The following is a 26043-nucleotide window of genomic DNA, read 5'->3' as shown; positions in this document are numbered from 1 at the left end:
GAGAGGTGAAAATCAATGGAAAGAAAAGATCCAAAAAACACGAGGGTTGTTGTTGGAATGTCAGGGGGAGTAGATTCTTCCGTAGCAGCACTTTTGTTGAAGCAGCAAGGGTACGATGTCATCGGCATTTTTATGAAAAACTGGGATGACACGGATGATACCGGTTTTTGTACGGCAACCGAAGACTATGAGGATGTCATTCGCGTTTGCAATCAAATCGGGATCCCCTATTATGCGGTAAATTTTGAAAAACAATATTGGGACAAGGTATTTACCTATTTCCTTGAAGAATATAAAGCAGGCAGGACACCTAATCCGGATGTCATGTGTAACAAGGAAATTAAATTTAAAGCCTTTTTAGAGCATGCAATGAAATTAGGTGCGGACTATCTGGCTACTGGTCATTATGCACAAGTTGAATATCGTGATGGAGAATATAAGATGCTCCGCGGTCTTGACGACAATAAGGACCAAACTTATTTCTTGAACCAGTTGACGCAGGAACAGCTTAGTAAAGTTATGTTCCCGATAGGTAATCTTGAAAAACCAAAAGTTCGTGAAATTGCCAAAGAAGCGAATCTTGCCACTGCTACAAAGAAAGATAGCACAGGGATTTGTTTCATCGGGGAACGAAATTTTAAAGATTTCCTAGGTCAATATCTCCCAGCTCAGCCAGGAAACATGGAGACGTTCGATGGTGAGGTCAAAGGCAAGCACGAGGGGTTAATGTATCATACGATCGGTCAAAGACATGGCTTAGGAATTGGTGGAGCGGGTGAACCCTGGTTTGCCATCGGTAAGGACTTAGAAAGAAATGTCCTTTATGTGGGCCAAGGTTTTCATCATGAAAAACTATATTCAGATTCGATTACTGCTGTCGGCGTAAGCTGGGTATCGGACCGAGAAAAGCCTGCTGAATTTACATGCACGGCAAAATTCCGCTATCGTCAGGAAGACCATAAAGTAACCGTGCGACTTTTAGAAGATGCTCAAGTTGAGGTCGTTTTTGATGAACCGATTCGTGCCATCACTCCAGGACAAGCTGTTGTTTTTTACAATGGCGATGAATGTCTTGGCGGAGGGACAATTGACCACGTCTTTAAAAATAGTGAACAGTTAACATATGTCGGCTAATACAGACCCTGATTCCTTTTTAAGGAGTCAGGTTTTTTTTTTATAAAATATGATATACTTTCACTTAGGATTGGAGCTGAAATAAATGGATAAAAACCAATTAGGTGTGCAATACATGCATGATGGCAACCTGGAAGAGGCGGCAAAGGCCTTTAATGAAGCCATTCAAGAAAACCCAAACGACCCCGTTGCCTATATTAATTTCGGAAATGTACTTTCCGCTGTTGGGGACGACGAAAAGGCACTGAATTTTTATCAAAAAGCAATTGAAATAGATGAAAACGCTGCGGCGGCTTATTATAGTATTGGAACCTTGTTATTTAGTAACGACCTCTTCAACGAAGCCAAGAATATGTTTGAGACAGCTATGAAAAAAGGTCTGCAATCAAGTGACAATTACTTCATGTTAGGGTTGACACTTGTTCAGTTGGATCAAGGGAAATTTGCGCTTCCGTATTTACAAAGAAGCGTCGAGTTAAATGAAAATGATGCGGAAGCACGTTTTCAATATGGGTTATGTCTTGCGCAGCTTGAGTTAATTTCTGAAGCGGTGATTCAATTTGAAAAATGTATCGAACTAGATCCGGAACATTCCGATGCCTATTATAATTTAGGTGTCACCTACGCTTTTCAAGAAAATCCTGCGAAGGCAGTTGAAATGTTTAATAAAGCACTTGATATTCAACCCGACCATTTACTTGCTGGTCACGCGAAAAATTTAATCGAAGGTAACCAGTAATTTTCTTATTTTTTCAGAAAGGAGGGAGCCGAATGGAAAAGCAAGATACACTTGATTTATTTACTGAACAAGGAAAATTCGTAAAAGGAAGACCGATTGTGACCATTTTTCACAATGAACAAAACCTTTACACCGTGCTAAGGATTCGCGTCGATGAAACAAATCATCCTTATGAGGACAAAGAAGCAGTGGTCACCGGTTATTTTCCGAAAATTCATGAACAAGAAACCTATATCTTTTTCGGAGAATTTAAGGATCATCCAAAGTTTGGGATGCAATTTCATACCAATCATTTTCGCAAGGACATGCCCCAAACGAAACAAGGGGTTATCAACTATTTATCTGGAGAAATGTTCAAAGGGATCGGAAAAAAGACCGCTGAAAACATTGTAGAAACCTTAGGAGAAGACGCCATATCCAAAATTCTTAATCAGCCGTCTTTGCTGGACTCCATCCCAAAGCTCCCTCCTGAAAAAGCAAAATTACTTTACGATACGTTGATGGAGCATCAAGGACTCGAGCAAGTAATGGTTGCTTTAAATCAATATGGATTTGGACCGCAGATTTCGATGCGGATTTATCAAGCCTATAAAGATGAAACACTTGACATTATGCAGAAGAATCCATATCAACTGGTTGAGGATATTGAAGGAATCGGTTTTGGCCGAGCCGATGAGCTTGGCTACCAGTTGGGTATTTCCGGGAACCATCCTGACCGGATCAAAGCGGCCTGTCTCTACATCCTTGAAAATGAAAGCATGCAAACAGGGCATGTATACATAAATGCTGAAGACTTATTGGAGCAAGTAAAAGCATTATTAGAAGATAACAAGCGTGATCAAATCGACTACATAGATATATCCAATGAAGTCATTAAGCTGCAAGAAGAGGGTAAATTAATTGGGGAAGAGAAACGCGTTTACTTGCCTTCTTTATATTTTGCAGAAAAAGGGCTTGTGACGAATATCCACCGGATCCTTGAACAAACCGAATATAAAGATCAATTTCCCGAATCTGAGTTTCTGCTATCGTTAGGAAGTTTAGAGGAACGGCTTGGGGTCCAATATGCACCGACGCAGCGAGAAGCCATCCAAACGGCGTTAATGTCGCCGATGTTGATTTTAACAGGTGGACCTGGAACAGGAAAAACGACTGTTATTAAAGGGATTGTTGAGCTTTATGCCGAATTGCATGGCTGTACCTTAGAGCCTAAGGATTACCATAAAAAGGGGGAGCCATTCCCATTTTTGCTTGCAGCACCGACTGGTAGAGCGGCAAAAAGAATGAGTGAATCGACTGGACTTCCAGCGGTAACCATTCATCGTCTCCTCGGATTTAATGGGCAGGAAGGATTTGACCGTGATGATGCGAGCCCGCTTGAAGGGAAAATTATCATTGTCGATGAAACGTCGATGCTTGATATTTGGCTTGCTAATCAACTGTTTAAGGCACTCCCTGAAAATATTCAAGTCATTCTAGTCGGGGATGAGGATCAATTGCCCTCCGTAGGACCAGGCCAGGTTTTAAAGGATATGCTGGAATCTGAACGGATTCCCACGGTCCGCCTAACCGATATTTATCGCCAGGCAGAGGGTTCTTCAATAATCGAACTTGCCCATGAAATCAAAAAGGGTTATTTACCTGCCGATATTACGGTGAAGCAAGCAGACCGTTCATTTATCAAATGTTCAACAGCGCAAGTATCTCAGGTTGTTGAAAAAGTTGCATTAAATGCCAAGAATAAAGGATATTCGGCAAAGGATATTCAAGTATTAGCCCCCATGTATAGAGGGCCTGCTGGAATCGACCGTTTAAATGTATTGCTGCAAGAGATATTTAATCCCAACCCTGACGGCAAGAGGAAGGAAATTGCTTTTGGTGAGGTAAAGTATCGGATCGGTGATAAGGTTCTACAGCTTGTAAACCAACCTGAAAGTAATGTTTTTAACGGGGATATTGGGGAAATCATCTCGATAATTTATGCGAAGGAAAATACCGAAAAGCAGGATATGATTTATATTTCCTTTGAAGGGAATGAAGTCGAGTATACAAAGCAGGACTTAAATCAAATCACGCATGCATATTGCTGTTCTGTTCATAAATCGCAGGGCAGTGAATTCCCGATTGTCATTTTACCAGTGACAAGAAGTTATTATCGGATGTTACGTAGAAATTTGATCTATACAGCGATTACCAGAAGTAAACAATCCTTGATCCTTTGCGGCGAAGTAGATGCGCTTAAAATGGGAGTAGAAAGAGCGGATGAACTCTCTAGACAAACAACCCTATGCCAAAAGCTCCAAGAATCGATTACTGCTAGACCAAATGCTGGAGAAAATCATGAATCAATCGTTCCTAAATCAGCAGAAGGTGAAAATTCTACCGATGGCTTGTCCTACGAGGATCTTTTCATACAGGAAGATCCAATGATTGGCATGGAAAACGTTTCACCTTATGATTTTATGTTAAATGACTAACACTATAAATGTTCACAGGAGGTGGGACACTCTTTGCGGACATTTTCGTTACTGAAAGGACAGCCTGTTTTTAATACAAAAAGCGGCCAGAAAATTGGTGAGGTTTGTGATTTATGTATCTCAAGTAACGGTAAGGTAAACGGCTTATTGATTAAAAAAGGCGTTTTTTTCAAACAATCCTTTTTTCTGGACATCGAGAAAGTGGCTTCCTTCGGCTTAGATGGAATAATGATTGATGACGACGGCCATTTGGTAAAACTGAAAGATGACCCAGAATATACACTTACTCATCAACATTCTCTAAATGGAATGATGATGCTATCTAAGAGCGGGGAATCGCTTGGATTGTTAAAAGATGTATATTTTCAGGAAGAATTGGGCACAATCATAGGGTACGAAATCACGGATGGCTTCTTTTCGGATCTTACGGAAGGCAAACAAGTCATTCAATCCGGGAAGCCCTTAGCTATCGGAAAGGATGCCATTATCGTAGACGTAAATAATACGTGAGGTGTCTTTCCATGTTTAAGTGTCCCAATTGTCAAAGCAAGGATATCGGTAAAATTGGTATCAACCAATATTATTGCTGGAATTGCTTTATTGAACTTACAGTAAACAAAGGCCTAATCAGTACCCATCAAGTCGAAGAAGACGGGTCACTTAGTTCCTTAGATGATTTGTTTGAAGAAGAAGAGCGTCGTTACACCCTTTAAGATAAAAAAGCGGAAGCGCTTGTGTTAGACCGTTATCAAAGTTAACCATGTAAACTTATTTAACGTCTATTAAAGAGGTGAAACGTATGAATAAAATTATGACGACGACGATGATTGCTATTGGTGCTGGGATGGCTGCCTATACTGTGGCCTCAAGAAACAATATGATGTCAGCCCGAAATATGAAAAGAATGACAAAGAAAGTAAGGCGCGCGATATTTTAGAACTGAATCCCCCTCAAATTGGAGGGGGATTTTTGCGTTTCGGTTCATACCTGTTAACATGCGCTACCGCTTTTCTGATGCATAATTCCACCAAGTGTCTCTAAAACTAACATGAAAAGGAGGCTTAAAACGTGGAGATTCAAATGAAATGGTATTACCGCATCGGGTTTTTACTCCTTTTATTAAGTGCCATCTATGTGTTTCTAAAAATCCGCTTTGTTTGGATGCCTGTCTTTAGGGTAGCTATAATTATTATCCTCCCCTTTGTGATCGGAGGATTTATCACCTATTTGCTGCATCCGATTGTCGAAAAATTACATCAAAAAGGCTTGCATCGAGGACTCGCTATTTTTCTTATTTATATTTTATTTTTTGGTGGTCTTGGCATTTGCGTTTATAAAGGAGTTCCGGCAATGATCGACCAAATAAAAGACCTCTCCGAGAGCGCGCCTGTTTTAGCAGAGCAATACAGAGGTTGGGTTGATAAACTTCAATCGCATACAAGAGAATGGCCCGACGGCTTGCAAACTAGAATTAATGATGGAATTGATGCGTTTGAAAAAAAGCTCGATTCTCTTTTGTCGGTCATTGTAAATATTTTAATTAGTTTTTTTAATTCTGCATTAATTATGATGATCATTCCGTTCATTGCCTTTTATATGCTAAAGGATTTTCAATTGATTAAACGATCCCTATGGTATATTACCCCTAAACAGTGGCGGAAGAAGGGGACACTTTTCCTAAAAGACGTTGATGAATCGCTGGGCAGTTACATAAGAGGTCAACTTCTGGTATGTGTGATCATTGGCAGTGTCTCAGCCCTTTTGTTTTGGATATTTCATCTAAAATACTCTTTAATTTTAGGCTTGATTGTTGGAGTGACCAATGTCATTCCCTATTTTGGACCCATCATCGGAGCTGTACCAGCAGTCATCATCGCTGCCACATCGTCCGTAAAATTAGTTGTGATTACAATGGTGATTGTTTTTGGGCTTCAATTTCTAGAAGGAAACATCCTATCTCCATTGATTGTAGGTAAAAGTCTTCATATGCACCCCTTAATAATCATGATGGCGTTAACCGCTGGGGGGGAAGTCGGTGGAATACTTGGACTTATCTTGGCTGTTCCTGTTTTAGTGGTAATAAAAGTGGCTATTATTCACGCGAAAAATCATTTTATTCGCAGGAAAGCAAAAGAACCTTCCACATAAGCGGGTGATAGATTGACAAACTTTTTTCGGGTAGCTATAATTCGTGATATAGAATGATTATTTGTATGAAAATGTTGAAGGATTGAGTATGTTGTAGAGACCATCTGTAACGCATTTGCGTAGAAGAGAGGAGCTTCCCTGGCTGAAAGAAGCTCTAGATGAAGGACGACAGAAAGCTAATCTGGAGTGCAGCTAACCACTGCCGTTTCCTGCGTTAAGGGATTATTGAGAGATGGATACGTTTTTTGTATCCGTAATCAGGGTGGTACCGCGAGACAAGCTCTCGTCCCTGTTTTTGGGATGAGGGCTTTTTTGTATGCTTTTTTATAAAAAAGGGAGGTCTAAAAATGAAAAATTTAACAGGTTCTCAAATTCGTTCGATGTTTTTAGAGTTTTTTAGTATAGAAAAAGGTCATACTATTGAACCGAGTGCATCACTTGTGCCGCATGATGATCCATCACTATTATGGATTAACAGTGGGGTTGCAACTTTAAAGAAGTATTTTGATGGACGTGTCGTTCCTGAAAATCCTAGAATTACAAATGCGCAGAAATCTATCAGAACCAATGACATTGAAAATGTCGGAAAAACAGCCCGCCACCATACATTCTTTGAAATGCTCGGTAACTTTTCAATCGGTGAATATTTTAAAGTAGAAGCTATTGAATGGGCATGGGAGTTCTTAACTTCTGAGAAATGGATTGGCTGGGATCCAGAACTTCTTTCGGTTACGATCCATCCTGAAGATCACGAAGCGTTTGAAATTTGGCATAACACCATTGGTCTGCCAGAAGAGCGCATTATTCGTCTTGAAGGGAACTTCTGGGATATTGGTGAAGGTCCAAGCGGCCCGAATACAGAAATTTTCTATGACCGCGGTCCAGAGTATGGAGATGATCCTACGGATCCTGAACTCTACCCAGGTGGAGAAAATGACCGTTATCTTGAAGTCTGGAACCTAGTATTTTCTCAATTTAACCATAACCCGGATGGTACCTATACACCGCTGCCAAAGAAAAATATTGATACGGGGATGGGCTTAGAACGAATGGCTTCCGTTGTTCAAAACGTCCCTACCAATTTTGATACAGATTTATTTATCCCTATTATTCGTGCAACAGAAGAGATTGCCGGCGAAAAATACGGACAGAACAAAGAGACCGATGTTGCCTTCAAAGTAATTGCAGACCATATTCGTACGGTTGCCTTTGCAGTCGGCGATGGGGCATTGCCTTCAAATGAAGGTCGTGGCTATGTACTGCGCCGCTTACTTCGCAGGGCTGTTCGGTATGCTAAACAAATTAATATTAATCGTCCATTTATGTTTGAACTCGTTCCTGTCGTAGGCGAAATCATGGATGATTTCTATCCAGAAGTGAAAGACAAGACCGATTTTATTCAAAAAGTCATCAAAAGTGAGGAAGAACGCTTCCATGAAACACTTCATGAAGGCTTAGCGATTTTAGCAACTGTGATTAAGAAGGAAAAAGAGACAGGGAGTGAAACCATCACTGGTGCGGATATTTTCCGACTTTATGACACATATGGGTTCCCGGTTGAATTAACAGAGGAATATGCTGAAGAAGAGGGCATGAAGGTTGATCATGAAGGCTTTGAAGTAGAAATGGAGCAACAGCGTGAGCGTGCCCGGGCAGCAAGACAAGATGTCGACTCGATGCAGGTCCAAGGCGGTGTCCTTAGAGATGTTAAGGTCGAAAGTAAGTTTGTCGGCTATGACGAACTTACAACGAATTCTACTGTGGCAGCAATCATTAAAAATGGTGAACTTGTCGACAAAGCATCGAGCGGTGAGGAAGTACAGTTAATTCTAGATGTGACACCGTTTTATGCAGAGAGCGGCGGGCAAATTGCTGACCGTGGTTTGATAACAGGTGTAGATTCTAGCATAACGGTTAAGGATGTTCAAAAAGCACCAAATGGTCAAAACCTTCACCAAGTAGTTGTGAAATCAGGAACCTTAACAACGAACGACAAGGTGACAGCTGAAGTTGATGCTGAAAACCGTGTGAAGATTATTAAAAACCATACAGCGACCCATTTGTTACACCAAGCCTTAAAAGACGTTCTAGGCGAACATGTGAACCAAGCTGGTTCCCTTGTAGAACCAGATCGTCTCCGCTTTGACTTTTCGCATTTTGGTCAAATTAAACCAGAAGAACTTGAACAAGTCGAGAAAATCGTCAATGAAAAAATCTGGAGAAACATCGAGCTTGACATCAGCTTAAAGCCAATTGCTGAAGCAAAAGAAATGGGGGCAATGGCTCTTTTTGGAGAAAAATATGGCGATATTGTCCGTGTAGTAAGAGTTGGCGATTATAGCTTAGAGCTTTGCGGCGGCTGCCATGTTCCAAATACATCTGTGATTGGGTTGTTTAAAATTATTTCTGAAGGCGGAATTGGTGCTGGAACGAGAAGGATAGAAGCGGTAACTGGTGAATCAGCTTACAAATCATTAAATGAGCAAGTGAGCTTGTTAAAGGATGCAGCTGAGAAACTAAAAACCAATCCGAAAGAAATTGTTAATAGAATTGATAGTTTAATGCTAGAAATCAAACAACTTCACAGAGAAAACGAATCTCTTTCAACAAAACTTGGAAATATCGAAGCCGGAAATCTCGTATCAAAGGCGAAAGAAATTGATGGGGTAACCGTGTTAGCAGCAAATGTTCAAGGTGCTGATATGAATAACTTAAGAAATATGGCTGATGATTTGAAGCAAAAACTGGGCTCGGTCGTAATTGTTCTGGGTAGTGCCCATGAAGGAAAGGTTAACTTAATTGCAGCAGTGACCAAGGATTTAATTGAAAAAGGTTATCATGCTGGAAAGTTGATCAAAGAAGTTGCTTCTCGCTGCGGCGGCGGCGGCGGCGGTCGTCCTGACATGGCTCAAGCAGGTGGTAAGGATCCGGAAAAACTGGATGCTGCACTTCAATTCGTTGATGAATGGGTAAAATCCATTTGATAATAGGACAAAGTAGTGTAAAATGTAGGTAACTAAGCTAAAAAGCGGAAGTGCCCAGGCGCTTCCGCTAGACAATACAATTCTCTCCTCAAATAAAAAGCGAGGTGTATGCAATGAGCTCATTTGACAAAACGATGCGATTTAATTTTCCTGAAGAACCGTTTGAGCATGATATCAATGACGTTCTTCTTCAAGTTTATGAAGCTTTGCAGGAAAAAGGCTACAATCCGATCAACCAAATTGTTGGTTATCTTTTATCAGGAGATCCTGCCTATATTCCGCGTCATCGCGATGCCCGCAATATTATTCGCAAGCTTGAACGAGATGAAATTATTGAAGAATTAGTGAAATCCTATCTAAAACAACAGCGAGAGGGTTAATGAATGCGCGTATTGGGTTTAGATGTAGGCACTAAGACAGTCGGTGTCGCTTTAAGCGATGAATTTGGCTGGACTGCCCAGGGCCTTACAACTCTCAAAATCAATGAAGAAAAAAATGTGTTTGGTTTTGAGGAAATTGGTCAATTAATAAAAGAGTATCAAGTAGATACGGTTGTCATCGGTCTGCCTAAGAACATGAACGGGACGATTGGACCGCGCGCAGAAGCGAGTATGCAATATGCAAGAGAAATTGAAAGTAAATTTGCAGTGCCTACTGTCCTTTGGGATGAGCGTCTAACAACAATGGCAGCTGAGCGCGTATTACTTGAAGCCGATGTAAGTCGGAAAAAACGTAAGAAAGTAATTGATAAGATGGCTGCAGTGATGATCCTGCAAGGCTATCTGGATAGTAAAAATTAATGAGGTGAAGAAATGGCACATGATCACGAACACGAACATGATGAAGAACAATTTATTACACTAGTAGACGAAAATGGTAACGAACAATTACATGAAGTGCTTTTTACTTTTGATTCTGATGAGTTCGAAAAATCTTATGTATTCTTTTATCCTGTAGGATCTTTTGATGATGATGAAGAAGATGTTGATATTCATGTTTACGCTTATATTCCTACGGAAGATGGCGGATATGGTCCGTTATTGCAAATTGAAACGGACGAGGAATGGGACATGGTTGAAGAAGTGTTCAATACCTTCAATGAGGACCAAGCAGCGGAAGAAGAATAGAATATGGATAAACCGGCTGATTTAATAGCCGGTTTTTTTGTCTTTACTGTATTAAAAACTGACAAATTTATTGTTAAATTGACATTTTTCTTACTATGTGCTGAAATAATTAAGATGTCTATTTTTTTAATGTTACACATTAGTAGTTTACAAAACCTAGATCTGCGTTGGTATAAAGGGAAGGGGGAGTCAAATGACAACAGACAAAAAAGATATTATCCGTAAAAAAATGCTTGAACATCAAAACGAAGCAAAAGTTGTCAGAAAAATTGTTTTGATTATTTCAATTATATTGCTATTATTAATAGTTTTAATTAGTGGTGGAGGATATTTGTACATAGAATCAGCACTTAATCCTGTTGACGCAGGCAGTAAGAAACTGAAAACAGTGGATATTCCGATTGGCTCATCAGTCACAGGTATCGGCGAAAAGTTAGAATCAAGTGGGGTCATAAAAAGTGCAAAAGTATTTAAATATTATGTAAAGCTAAAGAATGAAGGCGGGTTTATGGCAGGGGAGTATCAACTAAGTCCTTCCATGGATGTCCCCGAAATCGTTAGCCGTCTAAAAACCGGTAAGGTACTGGCTAAGGCCAGTTTCAAAATTACCATTCCTGAAGGAAAACAACTGAAAGAAATTGCGGCCATGATGGCGAAAGCAACCAAACAGAAGGAAGATGTTGTTTTTAATAAATTAAATGACAAAGAATTTATTAAAACGCTAATGGCTAAATATCCGGATATATTAACCGAGGAAATCTTAAATTCTTCAGTAAAATATCCACTGGAAGGTTATTTATTCCCGGCGACCTATCCGTTCTACAAACATAATCCCTCTGTTGAAGAAATGGTCACTGCTATGCTTGATAAAACCCGGACGATTGTATCTGCCTATTCAGAGCAAAGTAAGAAAAAAAAGCTATCTGTTCATCAACTATTAACCATGGCCTCATTAGTTGAAGAGGAAGCGACCGAAAAAGCGGACCGTAAAACGATTGCGAGTGTTTTTTATAATCGGATCGAAAAGGGTATGATGCTCCAAACCGATCCGACCGTTCTCTATGCTCAAGGGAAACACAAGGAAAGGGTGTTATATGAAGATCTTGAAGTGGATTCACCATATAACACATACCAAAATAAGGGTCTACCTCCAGGTCCAATTGCCAATGCCGGAAAATCTTCGATTGAAGCATCACTTGAGCCTGAGAAGACTGACTATTATTATTTCTTGGCAACGGCAGATGGTGATGTTATTTTTACAAAAACTCTGGAAGAGCATAATAAGGAAAAAGCAAAGCATATTACAAGTAAAAATTAATTGCATTACGGAGGAAATGTTATCATTCCTCCGTTTTTCTATTGAAATATTATACTGATCTATGTTAAAATAGTTCAAGTGTTTTAATAAATGATCCATAGCGTAACTCACAGTAAGGTAACCTGGCCATAGCTGCCTGGAACGCATTATGTCGGAATTCTACCCGTTAATGCTGAAGATTACTGTGAACGCTATTTTTTCATGTCTAAATAGTTTTATCTATAGAGATAATAAAAGTATTTGACTTAGAGAATTGCTAGCCCAAGCGCAATTCTTATTAGGGATAGAGGTGAGGGCAGCTTGTTAAATGAGAAGCTGCATTCTTATATTGAAGGTCTTATTTCTGAACGAAATCTATTGTTTACAGAAATGGAAAACTATGCGAGTGTTCATAATGTTCCTATTATGGAACTGTCAGGTATAGAAACGATGCTGCAATTATTACGAATTCAAGATTCAAAGAAAATACTTGAGGTGGGAACAGCGATAGGTTATTCTGCTTTACGAATGGCAGAGGCGCTCCCAAATGCCCAAATTGTTACAATCGAGCGCGATGTGGACCGTATACACTTGGCTGAACAGTTTATCAGTCGTTCGGAACATAGTCATCAAATCACTTTAATCAAGGGTGATGCACTAGAGGTTGAGGATGCCGTAGGTGGACATGCCTCTTTTGACGCGATTTTTATTGATGCAGCGAAAGGTCAATATAAAAAGTTTTTTGAAATTTATTCTAAATATCTAACGGATAATGGTCTAATTATTACCGATAATGTTTTGTTTAAAGGCCTGGTTGCAGAACCTGTAATTGAAACAAAAAGAATAAGGAATCTCGTCAAAAAGATAGATGAATTTAACCAATGGTTAATGAATCATCCAGATTTTGATTCTGTTATACTGCCCGTCGGGGACGGGGTTGCGATAAGCAAAAGGAGAGGTGATAGGATATGAAAAAATCAGAATTACTGGTAACTCCTTTGACTGTCAATGATATCTTGCCATTATGTGAAGCTGGTGCAGACGCGTTTGTGGTCGGTGAACAACGGTATGGCTTACGACTTGCAGGGGAATTTAACCGAGAAGATGTCCAAAAGGCGATCGAACTAGCCCACTCAAAAGGGAAAAAAGTATATGTGGCCATGAATGCGATTTTTCATAATGAAAAAATTGAAGAGCTCGGCGAGTATATTCAATTTGTGTCAGCGTCAAAGGCTGATGCGATCATTTTTGGTGATCCGGCTGTTTTAATGACGGCAAGAGAAGTTGCCCCAGATATGAAACTGCACTGGAGTACCGAAACAACAGGAACAAACTGGTACACTTGCAATTATTGGGGTAGAAAAGGTGCGAAACGGGCAGTGTTAGCACGAGAAATTAATATGGATGCGATCGTTGAAATGAAAGAAAATGCGGAAGTGGAAATCGAAGTGCAGGTTCACGGCATGAGCTGTATGTTCCAATCCAAACGTTCGCTGCTAGGAAATTATTATGAGTACCAAGGAAAAGTAATGGAAATTGAAAATCGAAATATGCAAGAAAACATGTTCTTACATGATAAGGAACGAGAAAATAAATATCCAATCTTTGAAGACGAAAACGGTACACATATTATGAGTCCAAATGATATTTGTATCATTGATGAACTTCAAGAGATGCTTGAAGCGGGTGTCGACTCGTTTAAAATCGACGGAATCCTAAAAAGCTCTGAATATATTCTTGCAGTAACTAAGGCTTACCGTGAAGCAATTGATTTGTTTAGCGAAGATCCGGACGCTTATGAAGATAAAAAGGACGAGTTGTTAGCGGCAATTGAAGAAATTCAGCCGGCCAATCGTTCATTAGATACAGGATTTTATTTCAAAGAGACGGTTTATTAAGGAGGGGTTCAGCTGTGAATACAGTTAAAGATAACATTTCTGAAATTATTGACGGAAAACGTGTCATTGTTAAGAAGCCGGAACTCCTTGCTCCAGCAGGTAATCTTGAAAAATTAAAAATTGCTGTACATTATGGTGCAGATGCCGTATTTATCGGCGGCCAAGAATATGGACTTCGTTCAAATGCCGATAACTTTACCTTCGAAGAAATGAAGGAAGGCGTGGAGTTTGCAAGAGAATACGGAGCAAGAATTTACGTGACCACCAACATTTTCGCTCATAATGAAAATTTGGACGGTTTAGATGAATATATCCTTGGGTTGAAGGAAACTGGGATTGCGGGAATAATTGTCGCTGACCCGTTAATTATTGAAACTTGCCGCCGTCTTGCTCCGGAAATTGAAATCCATATAAGCACACAGCAATCACTCTCCAACTGGAAAGCTGCCCAGTTTTGGAAAGAGGCAGGGGCAGAACGTGTTGTCTTGGCACGTGAAGTAAGTGCAGAAGAAATTAGAGAAATGAAAGAAAAGGTCGATGTTGAGATTGAAACCTTTATTCATGGGGCGATGTGTATTGCCTATTCCGGACGTTGTACATTGAGCAACCATATGACTGCAAGGGATTCGAACCGCGGTGGCTGCTGTCAATCATGCCGCTGGGATTATGACCTTTACAAGTTAGAAGGCAGCAAGCAGGAAGTTGCCCTTTTTGAAGAAGGTGACGCACCGTTTGCAATGAGCCCGAAGGATCTTAATCTAATTCAAGCCATTCCACAAATGATCGAACTAGGTATCGATAGTTTGAAAATCGAAGGCCGAATGAAATCGATTCATTATATCGCAACCGTTGTCAGTGTTTATCGGAAAGTGATCGATGCCTATTGCGCGGATCCTGAGAATTTTGTCATTCAGAAAGACTGGCTATTGGAACTCGACAAATGTGCAAACCGGGAAACGGCTCCTGCATTTTTTGAAGGTGTGCCAGGGTATAAAGAGCAAATGTTTGGTAATCATAGCAAGAAGACAAATTTTGAATTTGTAGGCCTTGTTCTGGATTATGACGAAGAAACAAAAATGGTTACACTTCAACAACGTAATCATTTTAAACCAGGGGAAGAAGTAGAGTTTTTCGGACCTGAGATACAAAACTTTACCCATGTCATTGATAAAATCTGGGATGAAAAAGGTATTGAATTGGACGCAGCAAGACATCCACTTCAAATTGTACAATTTAAAGTGGACAAACCGGTCTACCCTAACAACATGATGCGAAAGGAGAACTAGCATGATGCGCAAACCCGTTGTTATTGGTGTAACCGGCGGCTCCGGCTCCGGAAAAACCAGTGTAACAAAAGCAATTTATGAAAGTTTGAAAGATCATTCCATTTTGGTGCTAGAACAGGATTATTATTATAAGGACCAGAGTGATTTACCATTTGAAGCACGTTTAAAAACAAATTACGATCATCCACTTGCCTTTGATAACGACTTACTGATTGAACATATCGAAAAGCTTTTACGCTATGAGACGATTCAAAAACCGGTTTATGATTATTCAATTCACACCCGTTCAGACAAAGTGATTCCAGTTCAACCCCAAGATGTTATTATTTTAGAGGGAATCTTAGTACTTGAGGACGAGCGGCTCCGGAATTTAATGGACATCAAGTTGTACGTTGATACAGATGCTGATTTAAGAATAATCCGCCGTTTGACTCGTGATATTAGAGATCGCGGGCGGACGTTTGATTCTGTCATTGACCAATACTTAAATGTTGTTCGTCCGATGCATAACCAATTTATTGAGCCTACGAAGAGATATGCAGATATTATTATCCCTGAAGGCGGCCATAACCATGTGGCGATTGATTTAATGGTCACAAAAATTCAAACAATTCTTGAACAAAAGTCAATTTTATGAAACAATAGCAAAAGACAAGTCTAAATAGAAAAATTCAGACTGGAAAAATTATTTTTGTTGCGCGCCCTTTTATTAAAGGACGCGCTACTATCTATTATGCCGATTGGCATAATATTACATATTTTACATACACAATTCTTAATGACTAGAAGGAGTGAGGGTTTTGGCAGCAGAGAAAGTATTTCCAATGACACAAGCAGGTAAAGAAAAACTTGTTCAAGAACTTGAATACTTAAAATCAGTGAAACGTAAAGAAGTGGTTGAAAGAATTAAAATCGCAAGAAGTTTCGGGGATTTATCTGAAAACTCTGAGTATGATTCTGCGAAAGAAGAACAGGCTTTTGTTGAAGGGCGAATAACAACTTTAGAAAATATGGTTCGCAATGCGAAGATTATTGCAGAAGCCGCTATGGCGAGTGACTCTGTAACATTAGGAAGTTCCGTTACATTTGTTGAGCTCCCAGATGGGGATGAAGAAACGTATTCCATTGTTGGAAGCGCTGAAGCTGATCCATTTGAAGGGAAGATATCAAACGATTCACCAATCGCCAAAAGCCTTTTAGGTAAAAAAGTAGGTGACCAAGTATCGGTTCAAACTCCCGGCGGTGAAATGAGCGTCCGTATCGTCAGCATTAAATAATCGAAATTATAACTATTCTTTTGAATATTGTTTGAAATGAGAAAACCTCGTCAAAACTTTTGACGAGGTGTTTTTTATGTGGCGAAGACGAGCCATTGGGTGGCTTATTATTTCTATTACAGGTTTGTTGTTGCTTTTAGTACGTTTAATGCAAATTCAGTTAATTGAGACAGAAACCTTTTCTAAACATAACGTAAATTTACTTGAAGAAAGTGTCAAACAAAGAACTCAAGAACTGGTAATTGATAATGGCAGAGGTAACTTTCTTGACCGAAATGGTGCAATGCTCACGCATAAAAAGGTGGCAGTTCTTGTCCTTTTTCCCTTTTTAAAAAAAATGGATTGGGAGACCGACAAGGTTTCAAGTATTTCTGGAATACCAGTAACTGTCCTTAAAATGGCTGTTGAAGGGGCGAAAAAGCCTTTTGCCTATGGGGACCCTGAACCATATGAACTTACTAGTTCACAAATGGAAAGAATCAATAGCTTAAAAATACCTGGTGTATTTGCGATAGAAAAAAAGTTTGAACGTGCCCAAGTACCAGCGGAACAGTTGCTTGGGATGACAGGTGAAAATTCTAAAGAGTTAAAGAAGCGATATCCGAGTAAGGAATTGTCGGAGAAAACCTTAATTGGCGTGTCAGGGCTGGAGGAAAGTTTTGATGAATTCCTGCTCCCTGAAGGTAAATCAAAGCTGGTTTATCATGTAGACGGCGGTGGTGCACCGCTTTTTGGAATTAATGTAAGATATGTAGATCCGGCAAATCCGTTTTATCCTGTCAATATTCGGACAACCCTGGATAGGACACTTCAACAAAAAGCGGAGAATTTAGTTGACCACTATCAGATAAAAAAAGGGGGCTTGGTTCTCCTTAATATTCAGGATAATAGCGTCTTGTCACTTGTCTCGCGGCCAACGATTAATAAAAATGACCCCTACAATGGTGCTGGAATAACAAATATGATGTTGAAACAACAGATAATGGGCTCAGTTTTCAAAACGGTTGTAGCGGCTGCGGCGATAGACCATAATCTTGATGACCCGAAGCGTCTATTTGATTGTAGTAAGAAAATCAATGGTAAACCAGAGTTAATATACAATTATGGAATGTTGGATTTCACGAATAGCTTTGCAAGAAGTTGTAATCGTACCTTTGGAGAGCTAGCTAGTGAATTACAAAAAATGAATCCCAACCTTTTAGAAGATTATGCAGAAAAATTGTCGCTTACCGGTTTGGTTGGCTGGCAGGGGGATATCTATCATACGAATGATTTTAAACAGCTCGCGGATGAGGATAAAGGAAGAGTGTTTCTTTCTGAGGACGCTAGGAAGGACGCTAATTTCGCCGCGATGTCTGGAATTGGACAACATGAAGTACGGGCTACCCCTTTAGCCGTCGCTAATATGATGGCGACGATCGCAAGAGGTGGTGAAAAAGAGATGGTTAGGGTCGTATCAAAAATTGAATACAAAAACGGTACGACGATGGTTAATTTTCCGGAGCAAAGCTTCAAGGGAGATACCATTTCTCCCTATACCGCGATGAAGTTGCAAAAGTTATTGCGGGAAGTTGTCTTGAACCCGAACGGCACAGGAAGATGGTTTAAGGACTTGCCTTATGAGGTAGCAGGAAAATCAGGCACAGCTGAAACAGGAAAATATGAAGCAGGCAGGCAGTTGCATAATAAATGGTTCGCTGGTTACTTTCCTTATGAGAATCCAAAATATGTACTTGTGGCAGTGAATTTGGATGTCCTAGATTCAGAGGGCGGGGTAAATTTGTTGTTTGCTGATATGGTTAAAATGCTGTATGAAAAAGATAAAGGGATGCAATAGGTAATGTTTTTTCCTTCAAGTTCTCATAAAATCATGTTAGAATATTGAGAGTCTATAAATGTCTGGCTCCTGTACCAAGGGAGCTTCCGTATTTTATTTTAGGAGGGAATTAATTTGACTAATGATTTGAATTCTAATTCGCGTTCAGGTTACCGTTCGAAAAGAAAAAAGACCAATATCGTCTTAAATAGTTTAATTATCGTTGTGCTCTTACTAATTATTTTTGTCGCATATAATATCTTTGCTACTGGAAATGACAATGCATCACCAAAAAAGGAAAGTACAAAAACAGAGCAAAAGGAAAATAAAGATGAACAAAAAGAGTCTGAAACTGTCACTACAAATGACGATGACAGTGTAACTGATCCTGCTGCCGAAGAAGAACTAAGTGAAGATGCTGCGACAACAGAGGATTCTTCCGCATCGGAGGATACTGCGACACCGGAAGATGCAGATGAATCACAGGCTGTGGTGACAGAGGGAGACGGCAATTCGAATGTGGTAAAAGCAACTGAAAATCCTGCTTGGCAACCTGTTGGTACATCGCAAACAGGCGAGCATACTCCAGTTTATGACCAGTCTTCGGCTGACTGGCAAGAAATGTTGAATGCCATTTCTTATGCAACTGGTTTAGATAAAGGTAATATGACCGTTTATTGGCTGGGAAGAGATAGATCTACAACAAATGGCTCGTTTGGCACCGTCGCTTCAAAGGATAAACAGCAAAAGTTTAATGTATATCTCCAATGGGTTGATGGTCAAGGTTGGAAACCTACTAAGGTAGAAGAACTGGCTGAATTAAATCAGTAATCGATATTGAAAAAGCCTCTCGAAATCTCGAGAGGTTTTTTGCGGTATTTTAGACATTTCGAGGCATTCTCACAACGAAAATATTGACGAATTTGTAAAATATGATAAGTTGGGAACAGGTTTTTCACGAACCCATAGTATACTTATAGGATTGATGTATTCAATTAGGAGTGAATATGTAAGAAGGTGCAGCACATTGTAGCATGCTTTTATCAAAAGCGGTAGAATAGTGTTTGCGGATACAATGTATGGTTCCGAGGAAGATTATAAGCAGTAAATCTGATAATAATTATGAATACAAGAAAGAGGTCACAGTATGAAAATCGCAATCATTGGAGCAATGGAAGAAGAAGTAACTTTACTTAGAGATAATATCGACAATCAAACACAGGAAACTATAGCAGGCTGTGAATTTACCTTTGGAAAAATGCATGGAGTGGATGTCATTCTGCTTCGTTCTGGAATTGGTAAGGTCAACGCTGCCATGTCATCTACTATTCTGCTTGAGAAATATAAGCCTGATTGCATTATCAATACAGGGTCTGCTGGTGGCTTTAATCCTGCACTAAATGTAGGAGATGCCGTTATTTCAACGGAGGTTCGCCATCATGATGTAGATGTAACTGCTTTTGGTTATGAATATGGCCAGGTTCCGCAGTTGCCAGCTGCCTTTTTAGCGGACGAAAAATTAATTACAGTCGCAGAAGCAGCAGCATCAGAACTTGAAAACTTCCAAATTGTTAAAGGCCTAATTGTCACTGGAGATTCCTTTATGGAGGACCCTGTCCGTGTCGATTTTGTCCGGTCAAAATTTCATGACCTGCAAGCCGTGGAAATGGAAGCAGCGGCAATCGCACAAGTAGCTCATCGTTTTGGAGTACCTTTTGTCATTATTCGCTCACTTTCTGATATTGCTGGAAAAGAATCTGAAGTTTCTTTTGACCAATTTATCGATAAAGCGGCAACTAATTCTGCGACATTAGTTATGAAGATGGTGGCAGCTTTACGATAGTTAGTAGAGGTGGAAAAATGAAGGTTTACAAAAATGTACATGAACTAATTGGGCATACACCTATTGTCGAGATAACACAATTTCCTTTGTCTGAGGGAGTTCGTATTTTTGCAAAACTAGAATTTATGAACCCTGGAGGCAGTGTAAAAGACCGCCTTGGGATCGAACTGTTAAACGAAGCTTTTTCAAGTGGGAGATTGCAGGCGGGCGGAACAGTTATTGAGCCAACGGCAGGGAACACCGGGATTGGCCTAGCGCTTGCGGCTATAAACAAAGGAATTCAAGTAATATTATGTGTTCCTGAAAAGTTTAGTATCGAAAAGCAAGAGCTGATGAAAGCACTAGGGGCCAAAATCGTTCACACGCCAACAGAAATGGGGATGAAGGGCGCGATTGCAAAGGCTGAGGAGCTTCTAAAAGAAATTCCAGGGTCTTATTGCCCGCAGCAATTTGCCAACCCTGCTAACCCCGCTACGTATTATAAAACGCTTGGCCCTGAACTTTGGGATCAAATGGACGGTCAAATTGATATATTTGTTGCTGGCGCAGGTACAGGCGGAACATTTATGGGGACTGCTCGGTATTTAAAGGACCATAAAAAAGCAGTTAAAACGGTTATCGTTGAACCGGAAGGATCGATCCTAAATGGCGGGGAATCTGGTCCGCATCGGACCGAAGGCATCGGAATGGAGTTCTTGCCAGGGTATATGGACCCGGACTACTTTGATGCAATCCATACTGTTCCGGATGTGACAGCCTTCAACCATGTAAAGGAATTAGTTGTAAAGGAAGGACTTCTAGTCGGCAGTTCTTCTGGTGCCGCTTTTTATGCTGCACTTAAAGAGGCAGAAAAGGCAATGCCTGGAACAAATATTGTGGTTATTTTTCCAGACGGCAGTGAGCGTTACTTAAGTAAGAAGATTTTTGAAGGAGGAATTTAAAATGAAAAGAAAAACGCAATTAATTCATGGAGGAATTAGTAACGATCCAGCTACTGGTGCAGTTACCTTTCCCATTTATCAAGTGAGTACATTTAAGCAAGAAGGTGTCGGCGGGCATAAAGGCTTCGAATATTCACGAACAGGAAATCCGACCAGACATGCGCTTGAGGAATTGATCAAAGAACTTGAAGGAGGCAAGGCTGGATTTGCCTTTGGCTCTGGAATGGCAGCTATGACAGCTGTGATGATGCTGTTTAACAGTGGGGATCATGTGATCTTAACTGATGATGTTTACGGCGGCTCGTTTCGGGTAATGACGAAAGTATTGAATCGATTGGGAATTGACTCTACCTTTGTGGATACAAGTAAATCTGAAACGATATTAAGCGCGATTCGACCAAATACAAGAGCCATTCATTTAGAAACACCTACAAACCCGCTTCTAAAGATTACTGATATTGAAGCAGTCGCAAAGCTTGCAAAAGAACATAATCTTTTAACTATTGTTGATAACACATTTTCGACGCCATATTGGCAAAACCCTATCGAACTTGGGGCGGATATTGTCTTGCATAGTGCCACAAAATACCTTGGCGGGCACAGTGATGTTGTCGCAGGTTTAGCTGTGGTAAATAGTGAAAAGCTTGCTGAGGAGCTCCATTTTGTGCAAAATTCTACCGGTGGGATCTTGGGTCCGCAAGATTCATGGCTGTTAATTCGCGGAATTAGAACACTCGGAATTCGCTTGGAAGAGATGGAAGCAAATACGAAAGCAATTGTGGAATTTTTACAAGGGCACACAAATGTAAAAAAAGTTTACTACCCAGGAATTGAAACCCATCCTAATCATCAGATCGCTAAAAAACAAACAAGAGGGTTTGGCGGTATGGTTTCGTTTGATGTCGGGAGTGCCGAAAATGCAGACAAATTACTTAGTAAAGTGAAATATTTTACCTTGGCAGAAAGCCTTGGAGCAGTTGAAAGCTTAATCTCAGTACCAGCAAGGATGACCCATGCGTCAATTCCAGCAGAGCGCCGAGCTGAACTAGGGATTACCGATGGCCTAGTAAGAATCTCAGTAGGCCTAGAAGACGTAGAAGACCTTATTGAAGACCTAGAGAATGCATTAAAATGATTGAGTGTCAGGCACCATGTGAAAAATTCACATGGTGCCTGACACCTTTTTGGGCTTTTGAATTAATTTTAAAAAAATTTCCATAAAAAGGTTTACATAGGATTTGTGTGTGGATATAATTACCGTAGTAAGTAAAAAATTCCAAAAAAGGAGGTCGAAGAAAATGATGTTTACATTAACTGGAGCGATGGCGTTAAACGGAATGGTATCAGCAACTGGAATGATCGCAACAATTGAATATGAATATCAAACATTCGACCAGTCTGGAATGGATTGCTTAATTTTAAATTAAGTTACTATACATATCCATGCCGCAGGGAGAATGACGTCTTGCGGTATTTTTGTGCCTAAAAAACCAGAGCCGCAGGGATACTCTTCTGCGGCCTTTTTGTGCCCTTTTTACGAGCATTTTGGATATGTACAGCATAAATTGAATTTGTTGCGATTTCACTACAAATGATTACTTAAAGGAGGTGGTTAATCATGACCCTAAATATATTCTTTTTTTCAATTACTTTTAAAAAACTTGAAGTGAGTCTTGAAGAGGCAGTAAACCAGGAAATGGTTGAAAAGCTTTATGAACAAAACAAGGATAGGCAAATTTCCATGTATCGATATATGTAAGTGGAAATAATTAATGAATGAAATAAGGAAGTGAACAGAAATGACGCTAAATATAATCTTCTTTTCAATTACGATTAAGAAACGAAAAGTAAGCACGGAAGAAGCTATTCATCAAGAAATGGTTGAGAAGCTCTACGAACAAAACAAAGACCGTCAAGCATCTATGTACCGTGGTATGTAATTAGAAAAAAATTTGCTGATTAGAAAGGTGGTTTTAAATATGTTGTTTTTACTAATGCAAGGTCGTGGCGCTAGTCTCTGGGTTTCGAAGGATACCACCTAGCTAGTCATAAAATTTAGGAGGTAACAATCATGCCGCTGCATATTTTATTATTGTCGCTATTTTTTATACCAAAGAAAAAAGGGTCATAATGATATCATATTGAAATCGAATTGCTAATAGCCATAAGTGTTTGTTAACAAAATCTCCACATTTCCTTAAGCTAGTTCCTGTGAAAATATGATAAATTCATATTAGAAAGAACAGGATCTATCTAAGGGGTGGAGAGTATGTTCATGGTTGTGATGGCTATCGTCATTACTGCGGCAATCGGCTGTGTTATTTCAGCTGAAATTAGTGTGGAATAATTAAGAAGCATCGACCAAAATAATCGGTCGATGCTTTATTTTTTCATCTTATTTATCTTCAGTCAAAGCCAAGAATTCATTAATATCATCAAGACAAATACGGACTGCCTTCTCCCAAAAGTCCTGTTGCGTCAAATCTACTTGTAAATGTTTCTGCGCTAGGTCCTCGACCGACATTGAGGCTGTATCCTTTAACAAGGCAATGTACTTATCTTCATAGCCCCTGCCTTCCTCAAGAGCCTGAGCATAGATACCAAGTGAAAAAAGATAACCAAATGTATATGGGAAGTTATAGAATGGAACACCGGTTATAAAGAAGTGGAGCTTCGAAGCCCAGAATAACGGATGATATTCTTCCAAAGCATTGCTATATGCCTCTTTTTGTGCGGCAAGCATCAGTTCATTCAACCGTTCTACTGCAACAGGACCTTGCTTTCTTTCTTCATAAAAACGCGTTTCAAACAAGAAACGGGCATGTATATTCATTAATAGTGCAACCGTTCTTTGGATTTTATCATCTAATAAAACGAGCTTTTCTTCTTCGTCCTTCGCATTCTTCACTGCCGCGTCAGCTACAATCATTTCGGCAAAGGTTGAGGCGGTTTCAGCAACGTTCATCGCATAATTTCGATTGAGATGATGAACACCCTTCATTGCGAATGTATGGAATCCGTGTCCCAGTTCATGTGCGAGGGTTGAGACGTTAGATGGAGTGCCTGAATAAGTCATGAAAATACGGGATTGATTACTTTCAGGGAAGAAAGTACAAAAGCCGCCAGGTGCTTTTCCAGGGCGATCTTCTCCTTCGATCCATTGTTCTTTAAACGCCTTCTGAGCAAATGAAGCCATTTTCTCACCAAAGATAGCAAAGTTCTGTTCGATAAATTCAGCACCTTCTTGATAAGAAACCTTTGAGGCTGTTTTTCCATATGGAGCATCTAAATCATACCAACTTAATTTTTCAAGTCCTAACAGCGTAGCTTTACGCTCTAGGTATTTAACCAGCATTTGTTTATTTTCCGAAATAACTGTCCACATTGTTTCCAGCGTTCTCTTTTCCATGCGGTTAATACTAAGCGGTTCCTTCAAAACATCCTCCCAGCCACGCTTTTTGTAGACATTTAAACGGAAACCAGAAAGATGATTAAGTGTTTTAGCCAAGATGTCTGCTTGATCTCCCCAAGCTTTTTCCCAATTTTCAAAAATAGCTGTTCGAATTTCCCTGTCTGGGCTGGAAAATTTGTTGAAAGCCTGCCCGACAGAGAGTAGTTTCTCTTTGCCATTTTCGTTAAATGAGATTTTAATTTTTCCAACGATTAAATCATACAGTTGACCCCAGCTATGGTAACCGTCCACACCAAGGGCGCTGATAATAGCTTCTTCTTCTTTAGAGAGCTTATCTTTTGCACGATCTCGTCGTTCATTTAATATGTAAGAGAGCACTTTGAGTTTTTCATCTGCTAACAACTGTACCCAAACGTCATCGTTGATTGTTGTTAATAAGCTATCAAATCTACCAAGAGCAGTTTGGAAAGCAGCACTTAAACTGGTCACTCTTGCTTCCAGGTTATATGCTTTCTTGTCTTCGGTATTTTGTGCCTGCAAACATCCAACAAAGGCACCGGCTTGACGAAGCTTTTTGGCGGCATGCTCAAAGTCTTCAAGTAACTCTTGTAGGAATTTTGAATCCTCAGTTGTATTGAGTGGAGTCCAACTGCTAGCTTTTGCTTGGAAAAGATCAATTAACTCTGAAGTAAGGGTTAAGTGGTCTGCAAATTCTTTGGAATCACTGCCGCCTTTAAAAATTATTTCCAGGTCCCACACATCCGAATATGGAGTGGCTGTCATTCAATATACCTCCTTTATTTATGTACTTTCATTATTATATAGTTATTTTTCTAAAAATTCTATACATTACGCTTCCCGAAGGATGGAATGCAAAAGGGAATAAAAAAGTAATTCACCTAATGTTCAAATTTGTTTTTCAACCGTATGTAGTATAATTTAATCCAAGAATTAATATACGGGAGAGGAAACTAGTGAAAAAAATACTGCTCGTTGATGATGAAACAAGAATGTTAGATTTACTTTCTCTTTATTTAACTCCCAAAGGGTATACCTGCATTAAAATGTCTTCCGCTCTCAAGGCAATTTGTTACTTGGAAAAGGAGAAAGCAGATATAATCTTGTTAGATGTTATGATGCCCGAAATGGACGGGTGGGAAGCATGTAAGGAGATTCGAAAAAACTGGGACATCCCGATCATTATGCTAACCGCACGCAGTGAAAAAAATGATATTGTTAAAGGCCTAAAAATGGGTGCTGATGATTATATTTCTAAACCCTTCGACGAAGAGGAGTTAACGGCTCGTATCGACGCTGTCTTAAGAAGACAAACAGGTCATCCAGCATTCATTGACTTTAATGGTCTTTCATTAAACGAGGATTCTTTTGATGTTTCATACAAGAATCAGCATATACCTGTCACACCAAAGGAATTTTCTTTATTAGCGCTTTTACTAAAGAATCATAACAAAGTGTTTACCCGGGAACATCTATTGACGACGATATGGGGCTATGCTGCTCCAACAGAAGACCGGACGATTGATTCCCATGTTCGGAATTTACGGGATAAATTACGGAAAACGGGATTTCCTGTTGACGATTATTTGACAACCGTATGGGGACTGGGGTATAAGTGGATGGATAAGGATTCATAAATGAATACC

The 26043-nt window shown here is 39.8% G+C and carries 27 protein-coding genes; 26 read left to right on the top strand and 1 reads right to left on the bottom strand.

What is annotated here, in order from left to right:
• Window positions 1-15: 15 nt before the first annotated feature.
• The 25 genes from mnmA (at window position 16) to AB7942_RS07410 (ending at window position 22907) form a co-directional block, all read left to right on the top strand.
• A complete protein-coding gene (gene mnmA, locus AB7942_RS07530) occupies window positions 16-1134 on the top strand; it encodes a tRNA 2-thiouridine(34) synthase MnmA (protein ID WP_369446363.1) in 1119 nt (372 codons plus the stop codon).
• An 85-nt stretch (window positions 1135-1219) separates the two neighbouring features.
• Entirely contained in the window at window positions 1220-1873 is a 654-nt protein-coding gene (locus AB7942_RS07525) for a tetratricopeptide repeat protein (protein ID WP_369446362.1), read from the top strand.
• Between the two features lie 32 nt (window positions 1874-1905).
• Window positions 1906-4350, top strand: coding sequence for an SF1B family DNA helicase RecD2 (gene recD2 / locus AB7942_RS07520; protein ID WP_369446361.1), 2445 nt, complete (start codon window positions 1906-1908; stop codon window positions 4348-4350).
• Between the two features lie 33 nt (window positions 4351-4383).
• On the top strand, window positions 4384-4860 hold the full coding sequence (locus tag AB7942_RS07515; RefSeq protein WP_369446360.1) for a PRC-barrel domain-containing protein: 477 nt from the start codon (window positions 4384-4386) through the stop codon (window positions 4858-4860).
• A gap of 11 nt (window positions 4861-4871) precedes the next feature.
• Window positions 4872-5063: a hypothetical protein gene (locus AB7942_RS07510; RefSeq protein WP_168245164.1), complete on the top strand. Its 192-nt coding sequence runs from the start codon at window positions 4872-4874 to the stop codon at window positions 5061-5063.
• Between the two features lie 86 nt (window positions 5064-5149).
• A complete protein-coding gene (locus AB7942_RS07505) occupies window positions 5150-5287 on the top strand; it encodes a YrzQ family protein (protein ID WP_369446359.1) in 138 nt (45 codons plus the stop codon).
• Between the two features lie 131 nt (window positions 5288-5418).
• Entirely contained in the window at window positions 5419-6498 is a 1080-nt protein-coding gene (locus AB7942_RS07500; protein ID WP_369446358.1) for an AI-2E family transporter, read from the top strand.
• A gap of 347 nt (window positions 6499-6845) precedes the next feature.
• A complete protein-coding gene (gene alaS / locus AB7942_RS07495; protein ID WP_369446357.1) occupies window positions 6846-9482 on the top strand; it encodes an alanine--tRNA ligase in 2637 nt (878 codons plus the stop codon).
• Between the two features lie 113 nt (window positions 9483-9595).
• Window positions 9596-9862 (top strand): IreB family regulatory phosphoprotein, encoded by a 267-nt coding sequence (locus AB7942_RS07490; protein WP_066257787.1) that lies wholly within the window; start codon window positions 9596-9598, stop codon window positions 9860-9862.
• Window positions 9863-9865: 3 nt separating this feature from the next.
• Complete coding sequence (ruvX, locus tag AB7942_RS07485; RefSeq protein ID WP_088089075.1) at window positions 9866-10282, top strand: Holliday junction resolvase RuvX; 417 nt, start codon at window positions 9866-9868, stop codon at window positions 10280-10282.
• A gap of 12 nt (window positions 10283-10294) precedes the next feature.
• Entirely contained in the window at window positions 10295-10609 is a 315-nt protein-coding gene (locus AB7942_RS07480) for a DUF1292 domain-containing protein (RefSeq protein ID WP_369446356.1), read from the top strand.
• Window positions 10610-10802: 193 nt separating this feature from the next.
• The gene (mltG, locus tag AB7942_RS07475; RefSeq protein ID WP_369446355.1) at window positions 10803-11927 is read left to right on the top strand and encodes an endolytic transglycosylase MltG; all 1125 of its coding nucleotides are present in this window, start codon (window positions 10803-10805) and stop codon (window positions 11925-11927) included.
• A 300-nt stretch (window positions 11928-12227) separates the two neighbouring features.
• Window positions 12228-12878 (top strand): O-methyltransferase, encoded by a 651-nt coding sequence (locus tag AB7942_RS07470; protein ID WP_369446354.1) that lies wholly within the window; start codon window positions 12228-12230, stop codon window positions 12876-12878.
• Complete coding sequence (locus AB7942_RS07465) at window positions 12875-13804, top strand: peptidase U32 family protein (protein WP_369446352.1); 930 nt, start codon at window positions 12875-12877, stop codon at window positions 13802-13804. Before AB7942_RS07470 ends, AB7942_RS07465 begins: the two co-directional genes overlap by 4 nt.
• A 14-nt stretch (window positions 13805-13818) precedes the next feature.
• Window positions 13819-15090, top strand: a complete 1272-nt coding sequence (locus AB7942_RS07460; protein ID WP_369446351.1) for a peptidase U32 family protein — start codon at window positions 13819-13821, stop codon at window positions 15088-15090.
• Between the two features lies 1 nt (window position 15091).
• A complete protein-coding gene (udk, locus tag AB7942_RS07455) occupies window positions 15092-15727 on the top strand; it encodes a uridine kinase (protein ID WP_088089069.1) in 636 nt (211 codons plus the stop codon).
• Window positions 15728-15890: 163 nt separating this feature from the next.
• Entirely contained in the window at window positions 15891-16367 is a 477-nt protein-coding gene (gene greA / locus AB7942_RS07450) for a transcription elongation factor GreA (RefSeq protein ID WP_335440225.1), read from the top strand.
• 76 nt (window positions 16368-16443) lie between these two features.
• On the top strand, window positions 16444-18204 hold the full coding sequence (locus AB7942_RS07445; RefSeq protein ID WP_369446350.1) for a peptidoglycan D,D-transpeptidase FtsI family protein: 1761 nt from the start codon (window positions 16444-16446) through the stop codon (window positions 18202-18204).
• Between the two features lie 114 nt (window positions 18205-18318).
• The gene (locus AB7942_RS07440) at window positions 18319-19014 is read left to right on the top strand and encodes a DUF1510 family protein (RefSeq protein WP_369446349.1); all 696 of its coding nucleotides are present in this window, start codon (window positions 18319-18321) and stop codon (window positions 19012-19014) included.
• Window positions 19015-19330: 316 nt separating this feature from the next.
• Window positions 19331-20026, top strand: a complete 696-nt coding sequence (mtnN, locus tag AB7942_RS07435) for a 5'-methylthioadenosine/S-adenosylhomocysteine nucleosidase (protein WP_098934403.1) — start codon at window positions 19331-19333, stop codon at window positions 20024-20026.
• A gap of 17 nt (window positions 20027-20043) precedes the next feature.
• The gene (locus AB7942_RS07430) at window positions 20044-20967 is read left to right on the top strand and encodes a PLP-dependent cysteine synthase family protein (RefSeq protein WP_369446348.1); all 924 of its coding nucleotides are present in this window, start codon (window positions 20044-20046) and stop codon (window positions 20965-20967) included.
• A 1-nt stretch (window position 20968) separates the two neighbouring features.
• Window positions 20969-22102 (top strand): bifunctional cystathionine gamma-lyase/homocysteine desulfhydrase, encoded by a 1134-nt coding sequence (locus AB7942_RS07425; RefSeq protein ID WP_088089063.1) that lies wholly within the window; start codon window positions 20969-20971, stop codon window positions 22100-22102.
• A gap of 163 nt (window positions 22103-22265) precedes the next feature.
• Window positions 22266-22394 carry a hypothetical protein gene (locus AB7942_RS07420; protein WP_256942456.1) on the top strand — a complete coding sequence of 43 codons (129 nt, stop codon included), beginning with the start codon at window positions 22266-22268 and terminating at the stop codon, window positions 22392-22394.
• Window positions 22395-22585: 191 nt separating this feature from the next.
• A complete protein-coding gene (locus AB7942_RS07415) occupies window positions 22586-22726 on the top strand; it encodes a YrzI family small protein (protein WP_088089062.1) in 141 nt (46 codons plus the stop codon).
• Window positions 22727-22766: 40 nt separating this feature from the next.
• Window positions 22767-22907, top strand: a complete 141-nt coding sequence (locus tag AB7942_RS07410) for a YrzI family small protein (RefSeq protein WP_098934402.1) — start codon at window positions 22767-22769, stop codon at window positions 22905-22907.
• Window positions 22908-23362: 455 nt separating this feature from the next.
• Here AB7942_RS07410 and AB7942_RS07405 read toward each other — a convergent pair whose 3' ends face one another.
• On the bottom strand, window positions 23363-25162 hold the full coding sequence (locus tag AB7942_RS07405) for a M3 family oligoendopeptidase (RefSeq protein WP_369446347.1): 1800 nt from the start codon (window positions 25160-25162) through the stop codon (window positions 23363-23365).
• A 191-nt stretch (window positions 25163-25353) separates the two neighbouring features.
• Between AB7942_RS07405 and AB7942_RS07400 the strand changes: the two genes are divergently transcribed.
• On the top strand, window positions 25354-26034 hold the full coding sequence (locus AB7942_RS07400) for a response regulator transcription factor (protein WP_369446346.1): 681 nt from the start codon (window positions 25354-25356) through the stop codon (window positions 26032-26034).
• Window positions 26035-26043: the final 9 nt, after the last annotated feature.

The sequence above is a fragment of the Neobacillus sp. BF23-41 genome (assembly GCF_041106275.1).
The sequence above is the reverse complement of the archived record's forward strand: the minus strand, read 5'-3'. Positions and strand labels throughout refer to the sequence as shown.

Excerpts from the sequence above, each read along its gene's own strand:
- AB7942_RS07425 (WP_088089063.1), top strand. The coding sequence starts at position 20,969 with ATGAAAAGAAAAACGCAATTAATTCATGGAGGAATTAGTAACGATCCA.
- AB7942_RS07445 (WP_369446350.1), top strand. The coding sequence starts at position 16,444 with ATGTGGCGAAGACGAGCCATTGGGTGGCTTATTATTTCTATTACAGGT.
- AB7942_RS07465 (WP_369446352.1), top strand. The coding sequence starts at position 12,875 with ATGAAAAAATCAGAATTACTGGTAACTCCTTTGACTGTCAATGATATC.
- alaS (WP_369446357.1), top strand. The coding sequence starts at position 6,846 with ATGAAAAATTTAACAGGTTCTCAAATTCGTTCGATGTTTTTAGAGTTT.
- mtnN (WP_098934403.1), top strand. The coding sequence starts at position 19,331 with ATGAAAATCGCAATCATTGGAGCAATGGAAGAAGAAGTAACTTTACTT.
- AB7942_RS07415 (WP_088089062.1), top strand. The coding sequence starts at position 22,586 with ATGACCCTAAATATATTCTTTTTTTCAATTACTTTTAAAAAACTTGAA.
- AB7942_RS07430 (WP_369446348.1), top strand. The coding sequence starts at position 20,044 with ATGAAGGTTTACAAAAATGTACATGAACTAATTGGGCATACACCTATT.
- mnmA (WP_369446363.1), top strand. The coding sequence starts at position 16 with ATGGAAAGAAAAGATCCAAAAAACACGAGGGTTGTTGTTGGAATGTCA.
- AB7942_RS07525 (WP_369446362.1), top strand. The coding sequence starts at position 1,220 with ATGGATAAAAACCAATTAGGTGTGCAATACATGCATGATGGCAACCTG.
- udk (WP_088089069.1), top strand. The coding sequence starts at position 15,092 with ATGATGCGCAAACCCGTTGTTATTGGTGTAACCGGCGGCTCCGGCTCC.
- ruvX (WP_088089075.1), top strand. The coding sequence starts at position 9,866 with ATGCGCGTATTGGGTTTAGATGTAGGCACTAAGACAGTCGGTGTCGCT.
- mltG (WP_369446355.1), top strand. The coding sequence starts at position 10,803 with ATGACAACAGACAAAAAAGATATTATCCGTAAAAAAATGCTTGAACAT.
- AB7942_RS07405 (WP_369446347.1), bottom strand. The coding sequence starts at position 25,162 with ATGACAGCCACTCCATATTCGGATGTGTGGGACCTGGAAATAATTTTT.
- AB7942_RS07510 (WP_168245164.1), top strand. The coding sequence starts at position 4,872 with ATGTTTAAGTGTCCCAATTGTCAAAGCAAGGATATCGGTAAAATTGGT.
- AB7942_RS07420 (WP_256942456.1), top strand. The coding sequence starts at position 22,266 with ATGATGTTTACATTAACTGGAGCGATGGCGTTAAACGGAATGGTATCA.
- AB7942_RS07505 (WP_369446359.1), top strand. The coding sequence starts at position 5,150 with ATGAATAAAATTATGACGACGACGATGATTGCTATTGGTGCTGGGATG.
- recD2 (WP_369446361.1), top strand. The coding sequence starts at position 1,906 with ATGGAAAAGCAAGATACACTTGATTTATTTACTGAACAAGGAAAATTC.
- AB7942_RS07480 (WP_369446356.1), top strand. The coding sequence starts at position 10,295 with ATGGCACATGATCACGAACACGAACATGATGAAGAACAATTTATTACA.
- AB7942_RS07490 (WP_066257787.1), top strand. The coding sequence starts at position 9,596 with ATGAGCTCATTTGACAAAACGATGCGATTTAATTTTCCTGAAGAACCG.
- AB7942_RS07410 (WP_098934402.1), top strand. The coding sequence starts at position 22,767 with ATGACGCTAAATATAATCTTCTTTTCAATTACGATTAAGAAACGAAAA.